The sequence below is a fragment of the Roseibium sp. ROS1 genome, from assembly GCF_054658215.1.
The window spans coordinates 721,337-736,195 of record NZ_BAAGIG010000001.1 but is presented as its reverse complement, the minus strand read 5'-3'; the positions used below and the strand labels follow the sequence as shown (position 1 = coordinate 736,195).

Below are 14,859 nucleotides of genomic sequence, written 5' to 3'. Positions count from 1 at the left end.
GTGTTCGCAGGATTGCCTCTGACATTCACCGCCCCCTGGATCCTGACCGCGCTGGCATTGCTGCCGGTTATCTGGTGGCTGTTGCGCCTGACACCGCCGCGCCCACGCGAAATCCGGTTTCCGCCGACCCGGCTGCTGATCGGCATCGATCAGCATGAGGAAACACCGCAGCGCAGCCCCTGGTGGCTGACACTGCTCCGCCTGCTGATGGCAGCCATCCTCATCATTGCCCTGGCCGGACCGATCTGGCGCTCCAGCGAACCGCTCGAAACCGGCGAAGGTGTCCTTTGGGTTCTGGTTGACAACGGCTGGACATCCGCAAAGGGATGGACCGCGCAGGTCAATGCAGCCGAGCAGATCCTGAGCGAAGCAGAACAGAGCGGTCAGCCAATCCTGTTTGCAGCCTCCGCCGAAGGCCCCGGCCAGAGTTTCACACCGGAGGCAGCAACAACGGCTCTGGAAAAACTGCGCGCACTTGAACCGCGTCCCTATCCGCCGCAGCGCGCCGAACTCAGCATCGGCCTGCGCAAGGCAGCCCAAGAGACACCGCCCGGTGCCGTGATCTGGCTGTCGGACAACACCAGCACCAAAGGTTCGTTTCTAACCGATCTCGCACAGATTTCCGGCACGGCTCCGATAACGGTCCTGACAGGTCTGGACACGCCCATGGGATTGAAGGACCTCAACAACGACGCCGACGCCCTGTCGTTGACCGTTGTGCGCCACCCGGATCAGAGACTGGGCTCCGCAACACTTCAGGCTCTCGATCTGAAAGGCCTTGTCCTTGGCGAAGTGCAAGCGAATTTTGACGCTGGCGCGACCGAAACACAGGCGCGCTTCGAACTGCCAAGCGAGTTGCGCAACGACATTGCCCGGGTCGAAGTCACCGGTGAGGCCGCCGCGGGCGCCGTCCAACTGGTGGATGACAGCTGGCGCCGACGCACGGTCGGACTGATTTCAGGCCAGTCGGGCGATCTGGATCAGCCGCTGCTGTCGCCCCTTTATTATCTGGAGCGCGCCCTTGCGCCCTTCTCGGACATACGTCGCCCGCGCGATGCGGATATTGCCGATGCTGTACCTTCGCTGATCGAGCAGGGCATTTCCGTGCTGGTTCTGGCCGACGTCGGCCGGTTGCCTGAATCGACGACCGAGACGCTTCGCGACTGGATTGAAAACGGCGGCACGCTTGTCCGCTTCGCCGGCCCGCGGACCGCGGGTGGCAGCGACGATCTCATTCCCGTGCGTTTGCGCGCAGGTGACCGGTCCCTTGGTGGTTCACTCAGCTGGAAACAGCCACAACATCTGGCAGACTTTCCGGAAGGATCGCCCTTCGCGGGCTTGCGGGTCCCACAGGAAGTTACTGTGACCCGGCAGGTACTGGCCGAGCCTACATCGGATCTGCCTGAACGCACCTGGGCCATGCTCGAAGACGGCACTCCCCTTGTGACGGCGGCTCCGATCGGTGCGGGGTCGATGGTGCTGTTCCACGTCACAGCGGATTCCTCCTGGTCGAACCTGCCGCTGTCTGGCGTCTTCCTGAACATGCTGCGGCGGATCCTGTCGGTCTCGATCGTGGCCGCCGCCTCTGAAACCGCCGAAGATGGCACGCCGGCAACGAGCGTGTTGCCGCCCTTGCGCCTGCTGGACGGTTATGGCCGTTTCGGCCCGCCGCCGGTAGAAGTCACGCCAGTGAACGCGTCCGTTTTCCGGGATGCGGAAGCTAGCCGCAGAACACCGCCCGGTCTTTACGGCACGGAAGACGGCTTCCGTGCGCTCAATCTGATGCAGCGGGACGATGAGCTCCTGCCGCTCGACCTCTCGGTGCTGGGCGACCGAACCGTGCAAACTGCCTACCCGACCTCCGATCCCTTTGATCTGAGAGCCCTGTTCTTCACGCTGGCTTTCCTGCTGATGATCCTCGATACGATTGCCGTCTTCCTGCTGGCCGGTGGTCTGAGCCGTCTCGGCTTGCGCAGCCGCACCGCCGCCACGGCTCTTGTTCTGGCTTTCGGTGCAGGCCTCCTGGCCCCTGCCGGCATCGATCAAGCCAGGGCGCAATCAAGCTCGGATGATCTTCTGGCCTTGGAATCGACCCTGGAAACCCGCCTGGCCTACGTGCTGACGGGCAATCCGGAGATCGACGATGCCAGCTCAGCGGGGCTTTCGGGACTGACTCAATTCCTGTCGGAACGCACTGCGCTTGAACCTGGGGCACCGATTGCCATCGACATCGAACGCGACGAACTTGCGTTCTATTCCCTGCTCTACTGGCCGATTGATGCGGCTGCCGACAAACCGAACGATCAGACAATTGCCCGCATAGACACTTTCATGCGCAACGGCGGAACGATCCTGTTCGACACGCGCGATCACATCAATGCCTCGGCCAACGGCTTTGCCTCGACGCCGGCAACGCTGAAGCTGCGCGAAATCCTGGAAGACCTGGACGTTCCCCCGCTTGAGCCCGTGCCGCCCGATCACGTTTTGACGAAGGCTTTCTACCTGCTGGATTCGTTCCCGGGACGGTATGCGACCAGCCCGCTCTGGGTGGAGAGCCTGGAAGAAGTTGCGGCCAGGGGCGACCGGCCGGTGCGGGCGGGTGACGGCGTGTCACCGATCCTCATTACCGGCAACGATTTTGCCGCTGCCTGGGCAATCACCGAGGCTGGTGAATTCATGTATCCGACGGTGCCCAACAATCCCATGCAGCGGGACTACGCGTTCCGTTCCGGGGTCAACATCGTCATGTACAGCCTGACCGGCAACTACAAGGCCGATCAGGTGCACATTCCCGCTCTGCTTGAGCGTTTGGGACAATAGGAGACTAGATGGTCTGGTCACTCGCCTTCGATCCCCTCGTTCCGCTCTGGGCCCTTGTGGCAGGCGGCGTTATCGCTGTTCTTCTCACCGCCTTTTCCGGCTTTCTGAATTTGCGTGGCTGGTTGCTGCGCACCCTGACAATGGCCTTGCTGTTGCTGGCGCTGGCCAACCCTGCTGTTGAGCGGGAAGACAGGGAACCGCTCTCAAGCGTCGTTGCTCTTGTCGTCGACAAGAGCCAGAGCCAACGCCTTTCCGATCGCCAGTCGACAACCGATGAGGCCGTGGAAGAACTGACCCGCCGCATCGGTGCCCTTGATGGGTTTGACCTGCGCGTTCTGGAAGCGCGAAACTCCGGTTCTGGTGATGGCACCGAGGCGTTCCAAACCCTGGCAAACGGCCTTGCAGACGTTCCGCCGGATCGGGTTGGTGGTGCGATCATCGTGACCGACGGGCAGATCCACGACATCCCCGGCAACGCAGGCGCCCTGGGGTTCGACGCCCCGGTTCATGGCCTGATCACCGGTACGGTTGATGAACGGGACCGACGCATCGTACTCGACAAGGCCCCACGGTTCGGCCTGGTTGATTCAGAGCAGATCGTCAGCCTGACAGTCGTCGACCAGGGCCGTGGCACGGGACCTGGCGACCAGGTGCGCCTGACCGTCAAACGCGATGGCGATGTCGTCACCGAACGCACGGCCCGGACAGGCGAGAAGATCGACATTCCGGTTGAGATCGCCCATGGCGGCAACAATATCTTCGAATTCGACGCCGAGCCGCTGACCGACGAACTCACGACGCTCAACAACCGGGCCGTTGTGACCATCGACGGCATCCGCGAGAATCTGCGTGTGTTGCTTGTTTCCGGGTCACCGCATGCCGGTGAACGCACCTGGCGCAATCTTCTGAAGTCCGATGCCTCGGTGGATCTGGTTCACTTCACCATCTTGCGCCCGCCGGAAAAACAGGACGGAACGCCAATCAACCAGCTGTCGCTGATCGCTTTCCCGACCCGGGAACTCTTCTCGGTGAAGATTGACGAATTCGACCTGATCATCTTCGACCGCTACGTGCGCCGCGGCGTTCTGCCGATGCTGTATTTCGACAATATCGCCCGCTATGTGCGCGATGGCGGTGCAATGCTGCTGGCCGGCGGTCCTGATTACGCCGAAGGTGGCAGCCTTTACCGCACGCCACTGGCGCCGATCCTTCCGGCCCGTCCGACCGGCACCATTCTCGAACAACCCTACCACGCCACCCTCGCCGACCTCGGCAAGCGCCACCCGGTCACCCGTGGGCTTCCCGGATCCGAACAGGACCCGCCCGCATGGAGCCGCTGGTTCCGCGTGGTCGACACCGAGCTCGACGCCGGCCAGACGCTGATGTCCGGACCGAGCGACACGCCGCTCTTGGTTCTCAACCGCGAAGGCGAAGGCCGAGTGGCCATGCTGCTGTCCGATCACGTCTGGCTCTGGGCACGTGGTTATGAAGGCGGCGGTCCGCATGTTCCGCTGCTGCGCCGTCTGGCCCACTGGCTGATGAAGGAGCCGGATCTGGAAGAAGAAGCGCTGAATGTATCCATGCGCGGACCGGAACTGGTCATCGAACGCCAGACCCTGGGCGAGACCGTCGGGGAGGTCACGGTCGTCTCGCCGACAGGCGACCGGTCGCAGATCGTTCTGACCGAACAGGAACCAGGCCTGTGGCGTGGCGGCATGCCTGCCGGTGAAACCGGGTTGTTCTCGATCACCGAAGGCGACATGAGTGCGCTGATCCACGTTGGGCCCCAGAACCCGCGTGAATATACCGACGTTCTGTCCACCACCGAGCCATTGGCCCCGCTCAGCGAAGCGACGGGTGGAGCGTCTGAGCGCTTGCGGGATGTCGGCGGAGACTTGACCGTCCCGCGCATTGTTTCAATGCGTCCGTCAGCGAGCTACGCCGGCAATGGCTGGCTGGGGCTCAAGGCCACTGAGGCGAGCGTCCTCAACGGCATCGACCGCTATCCGCTGATGATCGGATTGCTTGGTCTTGCACTCCTGCTGGGTGCCCTGTCTCTGACCTGGTATCGCGAAGGGCGGTAGCTTTTGCGCCGACCACCCTCGCGGCGGTCGGCAATCCGCTTGAGCTAAGTACGAACCGATCTGTTGTGTTTGGGGCCCATCCTTCGAGACGGCCTGATGGCCTCCTCAGGATGAGGAAGAGAATATTGATAGGCCGGTAGCTTCCCCTCGACCTCATCCTGAGGAAGGCCGAAGGCCTGTCTCGAAGGATGGGCCACACCCACCGTCACCCCGCCCCGCGTCACGCAGAAACAACCTCAGGAAGCGACCGCAACAGAAGCTCCGCCGTGCACCATTCCGCTCGGAATGTCGCCGTCATTCAACAGCGCGACGAGGAGCCGCGCCGGGTCGACGGGCCCGGGCAACGTAATGCGTCCGAACGGAACCTGCTGAAAGCCGAAGGGGCTGTAATAAGGCGCATCGCCGACCAGCAGCACGACCTTGTCTCCGGCCGCAGCCGCCGCTTCCATCGCCGTACGCATAAGCGCCTTGCCGAGACCCCGGTTCTTGAAGTCGGGAGATACGGTCAATGGACCGAGCAGCAGGGCGTCACTCTCGCCAATCCTGATCGGTGTCAGTCTGATTGACCCGGCCACCTGCTCACCCGCAAGGCCGACGAAAGAGACATCCGGACGGTGCGGGACGCCTTCGCGGATCCGGAAAGCGGTTCGCGCGAACCGGCCTGGGCCGAAAGCTTCGGCCTGCAGATCGTCAATTGCGGAGGTGTCTGTCGCGTCTTCGGGCCGGATGACCCATGTGGTCTGTTTCATTTGGCTGGTTCCAGCAAGCATGCAGTCTTTGGAGAAATGCGCGCCTGCCAGTGCCTGGATAAAACGTAAGGAAGATCCAGGATCAGGTCAGCCGCGACGGTGCGGACGAGAGTTATCTCGTCGGCTGGTTCGTCGTCGAAGCGTAAGACCTGCGGTCATCTATCCCAGTCTCGTTGCGATATCAGCGTGTTCGAAAGCCGATATTTCCAGAAAGAGGAGAAGCGGTTACCACGCAATGGCTGCTTCGGTCCAGCCTTTTTTGTCCCTCCTCACCAGTCCGCTGATTGTTCACCGAGCCGGAACAGAGCATTCAATTGATTGATTTTCCGCCTGTGTGCACAACCTAACGAGACGAAGCACAACAAGGAGCGCATCATGGGACTGCTGGTCGACGGCGTCTGGAAAGACAAATGGTACGACACGAAATCCACCGGTGGACGCTTCGTCCGCAAGGACGCGGCATTTCGGAACTGGATCACGGCGGACGGGTCTGCCGGCCCCACGGGCAACGGCGGCTTCAAGGCTGAAGCGGATCGCTATCATCTGTTCGTTTCCTATGCCTGCCCCTGGGCGCATCGCACGCTGGTATTCCGAAAGCTCAAGAAACTGGAAGACCTGATTTCCGTCTCCGCCGTACAGCCGCTCATGCTGGAGAACGGCTGGGAGTTTCCGGAGATAGATCCGCTGACCGGCGCGAAATACGCCTGGCATGTCTACACCAAGGCCGACCCGCACTACAGCGGCCGTGCGACCGTGCCGATCCTCTGGGACAAGCACCAGAACACGATCGTGAGCAACGAGTCCTCCGAGATCATCCGGATGTTCAACTCGGCGTTCAACGACCTGACCGGCTCACACCTTGATTTCTATCCGACTGCCTTGCGCACCGAAATCGACAGTATCAACGAGCGCGTCTATCACGCAGTCAACAACGGTGTTTACAAGTCCGGTTTCGCGACCACTCAGGAAGCCTATGAAGAAGCCGTCACGGAGCTGTTCAAGGCACTGAACGAGCTGGAAGACCGCCTGTCCCGTCAGCGCTATCTGGTCGGAGACCAGCTGACGGAAGCCGACTGGCGACTGTTCACGACGCTGGTGCGCTTCGACGCGGTCTATGTCGGGCATTTCAAATGCAATATCCGCAGGATCGACGACTATCCGAACCTGTCGAACTACCTGCGGGAGCTTTATCAGGTCCCGGGTGTTGCAGACACGGTCGACATGACAACGATCAAGCAGCACTACTACGGCTCACATGAGAGCGTGAATCCGACCAGGATCGTCCCTGTCGGGCCGGCCCTGGATTTCACCCGCCCTCACGACCGTGAGCGTTTCAAGGCAGCTGCCTGATCAGGTACGAAACTTCCAGGTGAGCCGGCTCCGGCTTACCTGGAAGACGACATGACAAACCTGGTGGAGGCAGGCTTCACCACTTGCCGCTTTCCGGTTCGCGGCCGGACCGGAACTCGTCAAGCCGCCGGGCTGTGGACCGCGTAAGCCCCTCCGGCAAAGCCTCAAGCTCAAAGAATGCCGCTTCCTCGATTTCCGCATTGGGCTGAAGGAAGGTGTCCGCCTGTCTCCACTCGGGCATGTGATAAAGCCCGACATGATCACGGCCTGTCGCTTCTTGGTTCAGGAAGATATTGAGAAGCTGCGGGCGGCTTACCGAGACGACACCTGCTTCTTCCAGAACCTCCCGGCAGGCAGCCTCTTCCATCGTCTCGCCCTTGTCCACGCCCCCACCCGGCAGGTACCAGCCCGTGACATAACTGTGCCGCACCAGAAGGACCCGGCTGTTGCGGTCTTCAACGATCACGCGCACCCCAAGCGTGAACGGGTTTCGGACAAGTCCAATTCCCTGGATCAGGCGTGTGGTCACCGACTTCGGCAAGACTGATAATATCTTCAACATTTTCAGGACGTTACCGGATCCAGACGGGAAATAAAACTTTTTTAACCCATGCAATCCCCGCAGGGCTGACCCGTGAGAATAACGCTCCTCCTTTGTGCACCGCATGCATATATATCGGGCAAGTTGATGAATTCGAGGGCAGCCCTTCTGACCGCCCGAACCTGAAGGAAAATAAAATGTTGAACGCTCTGTTTGGAAAACGCCGCCGCAACCGCAACAATTACCAGTGGAAGCCGGCTATCGACCTGACCAACCCGCGCATCGTCGCAACCCTGACCACTTTCCCGACCAACTAAGGTCGGTTGAAGGAACCTGTACGGAGAAGACCCATGTTCGGATTCGTGAATGTTGTTGGCGCGACGCTGCGCGAAACCACGCGCTCCGCAGACAATAACACCGAGAAAGCGCCGAAAGCCGCGAAGGCAGTCAAACCGGTCAAGTAACCGGTTTCCCGGCAGTTCCTGAACTCACTTGAAAGCGCCGCGTCATTTCCCCTTGACGCGGCGCTTTTCGTTTTGAAGATGCGCGACCATGTCCACATTCACGCTCGCTCATCTTTCCGACCCTCATCTCGGCCCGCTTCCGGACCCCAAGCTGCTGCAGCTCTTTTCCAAGCGGATCCTTGGTTACCTCAACTGGCGCCGCAACCGGTCGAGGATCATGGGCGGCAGTTATCTCGAACAACTCGTCGATGACATGCAGGCGCAGGCGCCCGACCATATTGCCGTCACCGGCGACCTGGTGAATATCGCCCTGCCCCTTGAAATTTCCGGTGCGCGAACCTGGCTTGAAGATATCGGCCCGCCGGAGGATGTCTCCGTCGTTCCGGGCAACCACGACGCCTATGTGCCTGGAGCCGTGCGCAGGGCTCGTGCGGCATGGTGGCCCTACATGCGCGGCGATGGCGCAGGCAATGTGCCGTCAAACGGCACCAACTCGGAAGCAACCTTTCCCTATGTTCGCAAGCGGGACGGCATCGCCCTTGTCGGCGTGACGACCGGTCGTGCCAGCGGCCCCTGGTTCGCAACAGGCCGTGTCGGCAGCAAGCAGAGCAAGCGTCTGCGGGCAATTCTGGACGACCTTGGCCGGGACGGTTTCTTCCGCGTGGTGATGCTGCATCACCCGCCGTTCCCCCATGCCACCCGTTGGCACAAGCGCCTGTCGGACGCCTCCAGGGTGCGCGCCGTCGTCAAGAGAGCCGGTGCAGAGCTCATCCTGCACGGCCACACCCATGTCGACAGTTTCGAGCATATCGAGGGACCGGACGGGCTTGTCCCGGTGGTTGGTGTGCCATCTGCCACAAGCGCGCCTGGCGGCAAGAAACCGGCGGCGCGCTACAACCTGTTCCGAATCGAAAAGACAAACGAGGGCTGGTCCTGCCAAATGGAAGAGCATGGCTTTTCCGCACCAGACGAGCCGGTGAAGCTGCTCGCGGAACGAGAAGTCGCCATTCCGGGCGGCAGGCCCTGAGGCCCTTCCTGCAGGCCTGACGAGTTACCCAGAAAGGCACTCACAGGTTTGCGGTAACCAGGACCGAGACTGGAGAGTGTTGGACGTCGTTCACAAAAGCCGCCTTAGAGCGGGTTGGCGAACCAGGCAAAGACAATGAGGCCGATGACGCCCGCCGCAAGACCGATCCCGAAGGCACCTGCGACCGCCATCCAGGGTGTACGGCTTTCCTTGACACGCACGACCTTGCTGTCGAGCGCGACCTGCCGCAGCCGGTTGTTGAGCCAGTCGCCTTCCAGCGCCTTTTCCCGCTCCAGCACGCGTTCGGCAATATATTCGGTCAGGCAGTCTGCCATGTCGTCGATGTTGGCCGTTTCCAGAATGACCACCCGGCCGAGGCGCGTTTCCTTCAGGAACCGATAGGTGCGCCTGTCACCACCAACGGCCACGTGGCTGGTCGCATCGATCCAGAGCCGAGGCGTGGAACCGGAGATGATCTGAAGGGAAAACTGGTCGTCGTCTTCCGGGATTTCCCTGAAAACGTCTTTGAGTTCGTCTGCAAGCATGTCCAGTCGGGCACGCTCGGTCTCCTGGAGCTCAACAACCACGTCCGAACGTTCGACTTCGCCAAGCTGAACCTTCCGGATCGCATCGCGCAAGGACCGCATGCGCGTATGTGGGACAACGTTATCCTGCATTTCAGACATGGGGTACACGTGACTCCGTTGTACTGCCGTTGGTGAATCAAGTCTTAACTGACTCTATCCCGAGTGAAACAGCCGCATGGCCTCCACCTGCGAGCTATCCACTGGCAATGATCCAAACATGGTTAACGGAGATTAAGGTATTTTTGACAGTCACGCCAGTAACGCGCGACTGGCCTGAAGCCAGTTCATGGGTTATGCAAAAAACATATTGCGATTGCGGAGTTTCGCTCATGAACGTGGACGGCAAGAAATATCGCACGATCTGGCTTGCGGAAGATGGCGGCTCGGTCGAGATCATCGATCAGACAAGATTTCCGCACACGTTCGAGACCATCCGACTGCATACAATGGAAGACGCCGCCCATGCGATCCGGTTCATGCAGGTGCGCGGCGCGCCTCTGATTGGTGCAACAGCCGCCTACGGCGTCGCGCTGGCCATGCGGACCGACGCCTCAGACGACAATCTCCATGCTGCCTGCTCGTCCCTGCTGGAAACCCGGCCGACAGCGGTCAACCTGCAATGGGCCCTCGACAAGGCGCGTCGGACACTGGTCCGGCTGGCACCTGAAATCCGCGAGGAAGCTGCCTTCAAGCTGGCCAATGACATCTGCGACGAGGACATCGCCATCAACATGGCCATCGGCATGCACGGGATGGAGCTGATTGCCGCGATCTCGCGGCTGAAACGCGCCGGTGAGCCGGTCAACATCCTCACCCATTGCAATGCCGGCTGGCTGGCCACCGTCGACTGGGGCACCGCGACGGCGCCGATCTACATGTCCCATGACGGCGGCATTCCCGTTCATGTCTGGGTCGACGAAACCCGACCGCGCAATCAGGGGGCTTTTCTGACCGCCTGGGAGCTCGGTCAGCATGGTGTGCCGCACACGGTGATTGTCGACAATGCCGGCGGACACCTGATGCAGCATGGCGAGGTCGATATCGTCATCACCGGAACGGACCGCACCACGGCCACCGGTGATGTCTGCAATAAGATCGGTACTTATCTGAAGGCACTGGCTGCAAAGGACAACAGTGTGCCCTTCTACGTCGCGCTGCCGTCACCGACCATCGACTTTTCCCTGTCGGACGGTATCCGGCAGATCCCGATCGAGGAACGCGGCGGCGAAGAAGTCAGCCGCATCACCGGCCGCACCAGCGCCGGCGAGATCGAGACGGTGGACATCGTTGCGGACGGATCACCTGTCGGAAATCCGGCCTTCGATGTCACCCCTGCCCGTCTCGTGACCGGCCTCATCACCGAGCGCGGCGTGCTGGAGGCAAACCGCAAAGCCATTGCAGATGCCTTTCCGGAGCGGGTTCGGGCAAGTGCCTAGACGGGCGCGCTTGCGAGCGGGCAGCCCCATTCCTTCGAGACCCCGCTGAAGCGCGTCCTCACTCGATTACGGGCACATGCGGGGCGCGCTCGCGGCCGAGAAGCCCCTGCAGACGCGGGTCTTCGGCAACTTCGATAGCGCGCTTGTAGGGTTTGAAACCGCAGGCCTGGTAAAAGATCAGCGCCTGCGGGCTGTCGCCGGTGCAGGTGTGCACCCAGAGCCGTTTCGTTTCCGGGCGTGACCAGACGATGTCCAGCGCCTGGGCCATCAGCCAGCGGCCAAGCCCGCCACCGATCGCACCGGGGACCAGGCCGAAATAGGAAAGTTCGGGCTCTTCCGGGTTGGCAAAATCCAGCTCCAGCGTACCGACCGGCTTGCCATCGATGATCGGCAGGTAGTTCTCGCGGGCAGGCTCGGCGAGCAGCTGCTCCAGCGTCTTGTCGTCATGAACCAGCCGGCCGAACCAGATCCAGTCTTCACCAACCTCCCGAAAAAGCTTTCGATAGCTGTCGAGATCCGGCGTCTGCCACCGCTGCAATGTCACATCGCTGCGTGATGGCGCGAGAGGCTGTTCAGGTGCCTGAAGCATTTCCAGGAACGTGACCACGAAGGCAACCTTGCCCTCCGGAATATCCGTATAGCCATCGAGGTTAAGCGCTTGCGTCGACATGAAAACTCCAGAATCTCGGGTGTTTTTCCGGGCTTAACAGCTGGAACGTTTGTCGCCAAGCCGCCCTGTGCACAATGCGCTGATTTAAGGGCTTGTTAACCATCTTCGCACACAGTCTGTTCAGATCTCCAGGAAGGAGCTGCCATGGCAAAGGTCGGAAACTACGTCCAGCGGGACTACCACAAAACTTTCAGCACGAAGCGGAAGTCGACTTGGTCTGACTACAACAAGGCCTGGAACGGGCGCCGTCAGGCGTCGTCGCAGAAAATGCAGCAGCTTCGGAACCTGGCGTCCACCTTCGCGACCATCAATACGCAGGCAGCTCAGACGAACACGTTGTTTGTCATGCAGAACCAGGGCCGGCTGGGTGGTTATGCGAACCAGACAGCCGCGATGGCCCGTATCAACGTACTCGTCTAGATTTTCCCGGATAAACTGCCGGGCAAAGGCCCGGGAAGATGATATTTTCTCGAAAAAAGTTACGTAGCGTTTTCTGCAGATACGCGCGTTAAGAGCTTGTTCATTCCTTCGGGAGCTATGCTGTTTCAGTCTTTTGAAAAGGCAATCGCATGGCTAAGGTCGGCAACTACTTCCAACGAGATTATTCCAAACGTTTCAGCTCCAGTCGCAAGGTGTCCCTGGCCGACTACAACAAGGCCTGGACAAAGCGGCGCCAGACAGCCGCAAAGCGTATCGACCAGCTGAACAACCTCGCTTACGTGATGCAATCGATCAACACGCAGGCCTCTCAGGCCAATTCGCTGTTTGTCCTGCAGAACCAGGGCCGGCTGGGCACATACGCCAGTCAGACCGCCGCCATGGCCAGGATTAACGTGGTCGTCTAGCACACCGGGCATGACATCAGCGGGCGTTCAACAGAGCCTTGTTGAACGCACTGATGATTGCCCCGCCTCAGATCGAACCGATTGTCTTGAGCTTGATCCGCGGGTGAACTTCAGCCTGGCTCATGATCGTCGTATGGGCACGGAAACGCTCGACGATGGAGCGAACGAACGGCCTGGTCTGCGGGGATGTCAGCAACACGGGAACCTCGCCCTGCTGCGCAGCCTGCTCAAACGCATCGCGGACCCTGCCGACGAATTCCTGCAGCTTGCTGGGTTGCATCGCAAGCTGGCGGTCGTCCCCCTCGCCGATGATGGATTCCAGGAAAGCCTGCTCCCATTGCGGCGATAGCGCGATGAGCGGCAGATAGCCGCCGGGCGCCAGATTGGCGGCGCAGATCTGCCTGCCAAGACGGGTGCGCACGTGCTCGGCAATGGTGTCCGTGTTGCGGGTCATGCCGGTTGCTTCGGACACGCCTTCCAGAATGGTTCCGAGGTCGCGAACCGAAATCCGCTCGCCCAGGAGGGTTTGCAGCACACGCTGGACACCGGACACGGTGATCTGCGACGGGATCAGGTCCTCGACCAGCTTGGCCTGCTCGCCCTTCAGCTCCTTGAGCAGCTTCTGCACGTCGCCATAGGTCAGGAGTTCGCTGATGTTCGCCTTGATCGTCTCGGTCAGATGTGTGGACAGAACGGTTGCCGGATCCACCACGGTGTAGCCACGCAAGGAAGCATCCTCGCGATACTGGGCCTCAACCCAGGTTGCCGGCAAGCCGAACGTCGGTTCCGTGGTGTGCGTGCCCGGCAGCTTGACCTGCCCACCTGCCGGATCCATGACCATGAAGTGGTTCGGGTAAAGCACGCCGCGGCCGGCTTCTACTTCCTTCACCTTGATGACGTAATCGTTCGCGCCAAGCTGAATGTTGTCGAGGATGCGCACCGGCGGCATGATCACGCCCATGTCGCCCGCGATCTGGCGGCGCAATGCCTTGATCTGCTCGGTCAGAACATCGTTGTCGCCCGTTGCCTTGCCATTGATCAGCGGCAACAGGGCATAGCCGAGCTCGATCCGCAGTTCGTCCATCTTCAGGGCGTCGGTAATCGGCGGCTCTGGCGGCGGCTTCGGCGCAGCTTCCACGGCCTTGACCATCTCGGCCTTTGCTGCGGCCTTCTTCTTCTTCGACCCGACGGAAAAGGCCAGGTAACCGGCAAGACCTGCAAGACCGAAGAACGGGACCATGGGCATGCCCGGAAGCAGCGCCAGGATCACCATAACCGCGGCCGACATGCCAAGCGCCTTCGGATAGCCGGTGAACTGGCTGGTCAGCGCCTTGTCGGCAGCGCCATGCACACCTGCCTTGGAAACAAGGAGGCCGGCTGCCGTGGAAACGATCAGTGCCGGAATCTGGGAGACAAGGCCATCGCCGATGGTCAGCAGCGTGTAGTTGTTGGCGGCCTCGGTAAAGGTCAGCTCCATCTGCGCAACACCGATGAAGATGCCGCCGAGAATGTTGATGAAGGTGATCAGAAGGCCGGCAATGGCGTCGCCGCGTACGAATTTGGACGCACCGTCCATGGCCCCGAAGAAGGCGCTTTCGTCCTCGAGCGCCTTGCGGCGAGACTTGGCTTCGGCTTCGTCGATGAGGCCTGCGGACAGATCCGCATCGATCGCCATCTGCTTGCCCGGCATGGCATCCAGGGTAAAGCGTGCCGCGACTTCCGCGATACGGCCGGAACCCTTGGTGATGACGACGAAGTTCACGATCACCAGGATCGCGAAGACGATGATCCCGATGACGAAGTTCCCGCCCATGACGAGATTGCCGAAGGACTGAATGACGTTGCCCGCTGCAGCAGTGCCTTCATGCCCGTTTGCCAGGATAAGCCGGGTGGAGGAAATATTGAGACCCAGCCGCAGCATGGTCGCAATCAGCAGCACTGTCGGGAAGGACGAGAATTCCAGCGGCCGCTGGATGAACAGGCCCGTCATGAGGATCATGACGGAAAAGATGATGGAGACCGCCAGGAACGTATCCAGCATCATCGGCGGCATCGGCAGGATCAGGAGCGTCAGGATGACGAGAATGCCGGTTGCCAGACCGACGTCACCCCGGCGAAGGGTATCTACAATCTCCTGAAGGACGGGGAAGCCTGCAAGACCGGTGGCCGCGGCGGGCGCAGCCGTCTGCTGCTCCGCTGCGGGGCCTTCCGGTCTGCGCTGTTCGCCTGCTGCCGTGTCCGACATTTGTGGTCTGGTTTCCTGTAACCGCCGCCCGGGTCAATCAA

12 protein-coding genes are annotated in these 14,859 nt (G+C 60.9%); 7 read left to right on the top strand and 5 right to left on the bottom strand.

Features of this window, described 5'->3' with window-relative positions; translation table 11 throughout:
* Together ACYQ6M_RS03190 and ACYQ6M_RS03185 are read left to right on the top strand one after the other, a co-directional pair.
* Entirely contained in the window at positions 1–2,820 is a 2,820-nt protein-coding gene (locus ACYQ6M_RS03190; RefSeq protein WP_460072091.1) for a DUF4159 domain-containing protein, read from the top strand.
* 8 nt (positions 2,821–2,828) lie between these two features.
* Positions 2,829–4,904 (top strand): membrane protein, encoded by a 2,076-nt coding sequence (locus tag ACYQ6M_RS03185; RefSeq protein ID WP_022998139.1) that lies wholly within the window; start codon positions 2,829–2,831, stop codon positions 4,902–4,904.
* A gap of 236 nt (positions 4,905–5,140) precedes the next feature.
* Here ACYQ6M_RS03185 and ACYQ6M_RS03180 read toward each other — a convergent pair whose 3' ends face one another.
* Positions 5,141–5,653: a GNAT family N-acetyltransferase gene (locus ACYQ6M_RS03180; protein WP_031268273.1), complete on the bottom strand. Its 513-nt coding sequence runs from the start codon at positions 5,651–5,653 to the stop codon at positions 5,141–5,143.
* A 375-nt stretch (positions 5,654–6,028) separates the two neighbouring features.
* Between ACYQ6M_RS03180 and ACYQ6M_RS03175 the strand changes: the two genes are divergently transcribed.
* The gene (locus tag ACYQ6M_RS03175; protein WP_055656751.1) at positions 6,029–7,003 is read left to right on the top strand and encodes a glutathione S-transferase family protein; all 975 of its coding nucleotides are present in this window, start codon (positions 6,029–6,031) and stop codon (positions 7,001–7,003) included.
* 76 nt (positions 7,004–7,079) lie between these two features.
* Here ACYQ6M_RS03175 and ACYQ6M_RS03170 read toward each other — a convergent pair whose 3' ends face one another.
* On the bottom strand, positions 7,080–7,565 hold the full coding sequence (locus tag ACYQ6M_RS03170; protein ID WP_075284770.1) for an NUDIX domain-containing protein: 486 nt from the start codon (positions 7,563–7,565) through the stop codon (positions 7,080–7,082).
* Between the two features lie 531 nt (positions 7,566–8,096).
* Between ACYQ6M_RS03170 and ACYQ6M_RS03165 the strand changes: the two genes are divergently transcribed.
* Complete coding sequence (locus tag ACYQ6M_RS03165; RefSeq protein WP_460072088.1) at positions 8,097–9,035, top strand: metallophosphoesterase family protein; 939 nt, start codon at positions 8,097–8,099, stop codon at positions 9,033–9,035.
* A gap of 104 nt (positions 9,036–9,139) precedes the next feature.
* On the opposite strand, the gene ACYQ6M_RS03160 is transcribed toward ACYQ6M_RS03165, so the two are convergent.
* Complete coding sequence (locus ACYQ6M_RS03160) at positions 9,140–9,721, bottom strand: hypothetical protein (RefSeq protein WP_460072086.1); 582 nt, start codon at positions 9,719–9,721, stop codon at positions 9,140–9,142.
* Between the two features lie 230 nt (positions 9,722–9,951).
* Here ACYQ6M_RS03160 and mtnA point away from each other — a divergent pair, with 230 nt between their 5' ends.
* Entirely contained in the window at positions 9,952–11,058 is a 1,107-nt protein-coding gene (gene mtnA / locus ACYQ6M_RS03155) for an S-methyl-5-thioribose-1-phosphate isomerase (protein WP_075284768.1), read from the top strand.
* Between the two features lie 58 nt (positions 11,059–11,116).
* Here the strand turns inward: mtnA and ACYQ6M_RS03150 are convergent, their stop codons facing one another.
* A complete protein-coding gene (locus ACYQ6M_RS03150; protein WP_209169846.1) occupies positions 11,117–11,728 on the bottom strand; it encodes a GNAT family N-acetyltransferase in 612 nt (203 codons plus the stop codon).
* 144 nt (positions 11,729–11,872) lie between these two features.
* Between ACYQ6M_RS03150 and ACYQ6M_RS03145 the strand changes: the two genes are divergently transcribed.
* Both ACYQ6M_RS03145 and ACYQ6M_RS03140 read left to right on the top strand, forming a co-directional pair.
* Entirely contained in the window at positions 11,873–12,148 is a 276-nt protein-coding gene (locus ACYQ6M_RS03145; RefSeq protein ID WP_022998149.1) for a hypothetical protein, read from the top strand.
* Positions 12,149–12,297: 149 nt separating this feature from the next.
* Entirely contained in the window at positions 12,298–12,573 is a 276-nt protein-coding gene (locus ACYQ6M_RS03140; RefSeq protein WP_022998150.1) for a hypothetical protein, read from the top strand.
* Between the two features lie 67 nt (positions 12,574–12,640).
* On the opposite strand, the gene flhA is transcribed toward ACYQ6M_RS03140, so the two are convergent.
* A complete protein-coding gene (gene flhA / locus ACYQ6M_RS03135) occupies positions 12,641–14,818 on the bottom strand; it encodes a flagellar biosynthesis protein FlhA (protein WP_022998151.1) in 2,178 nt (725 codons plus the stop codon).
* Positions 14,819–14,859 lie beyond the last annotated feature (41 nt).

Excerpts from the sequence above, each read along its gene's own strand:
- ACYQ6M_RS03185 (WP_022998139.1), top strand. The coding sequence starts at position 2,829 with ATGGTCTGGTCACTCGCCTTCGATCCCCTCGTTCCGCTCTGGGCCCTT.
- ACYQ6M_RS03180 (WP_031268273.1), bottom strand. The coding sequence starts at position 5,653 with ATGAAACAGACCACATGGGTCATCCGGCCCGAAGACGCGACAGACACC.
- ACYQ6M_RS03175 (WP_055656751.1), top strand. The coding sequence starts at position 6,029 with ATGGGACTGCTGGTCGACGGCGTCTGGAAAGACAAATGGTACGACACG.
- ACYQ6M_RS03170 (WP_075284770.1), bottom strand. The coding sequence starts at position 7,565 with ATGTTGAAGATATTATCAGTCTTGCCGAAGTCGGTGACCACACGCCTG.
- ACYQ6M_RS03165 (WP_460072088.1), top strand. The coding sequence starts at position 8,097 with ATGTCCACATTCACGCTCGCTCATCTTTCCGACCCTCATCTCGGCCCG.
- ACYQ6M_RS03160 (WP_460072086.1), bottom strand. The coding sequence starts at position 9,721 with ATGTCTGAAATGCAGGATAACGTTGTCCCACATACGCGCATGCGGTCC.
- mtnA (WP_075284768.1), top strand. The coding sequence starts at position 9,952 with ATGAACGTGGACGGCAAGAAATATCGCACGATCTGGCTTGCGGAAGAT.
- ACYQ6M_RS03150 (WP_209169846.1), bottom strand. The coding sequence starts at position 11,728 with ATGTCGACGCAAGCGCTTAACCTCGATGGCTATACGGATATTCCGGAG.
- ACYQ6M_RS03145 (WP_022998149.1), top strand. The coding sequence starts at position 11,873 with ATGGCAAAGGTCGGAAACTACGTCCAGCGGGACTACCACAAAACTTTC.
- ACYQ6M_RS03140 (WP_022998150.1), top strand. The coding sequence starts at position 12,298 with ATGGCTAAGGTCGGCAACTACTTCCAACGAGATTATTCCAAACGTTTC.
- flhA (WP_022998151.1), bottom strand. The coding sequence starts at position 14,818 with ATGTCGGACACGGCAGCAGGCGAACAGCGCAGACCGGAAGGCCCCGCA.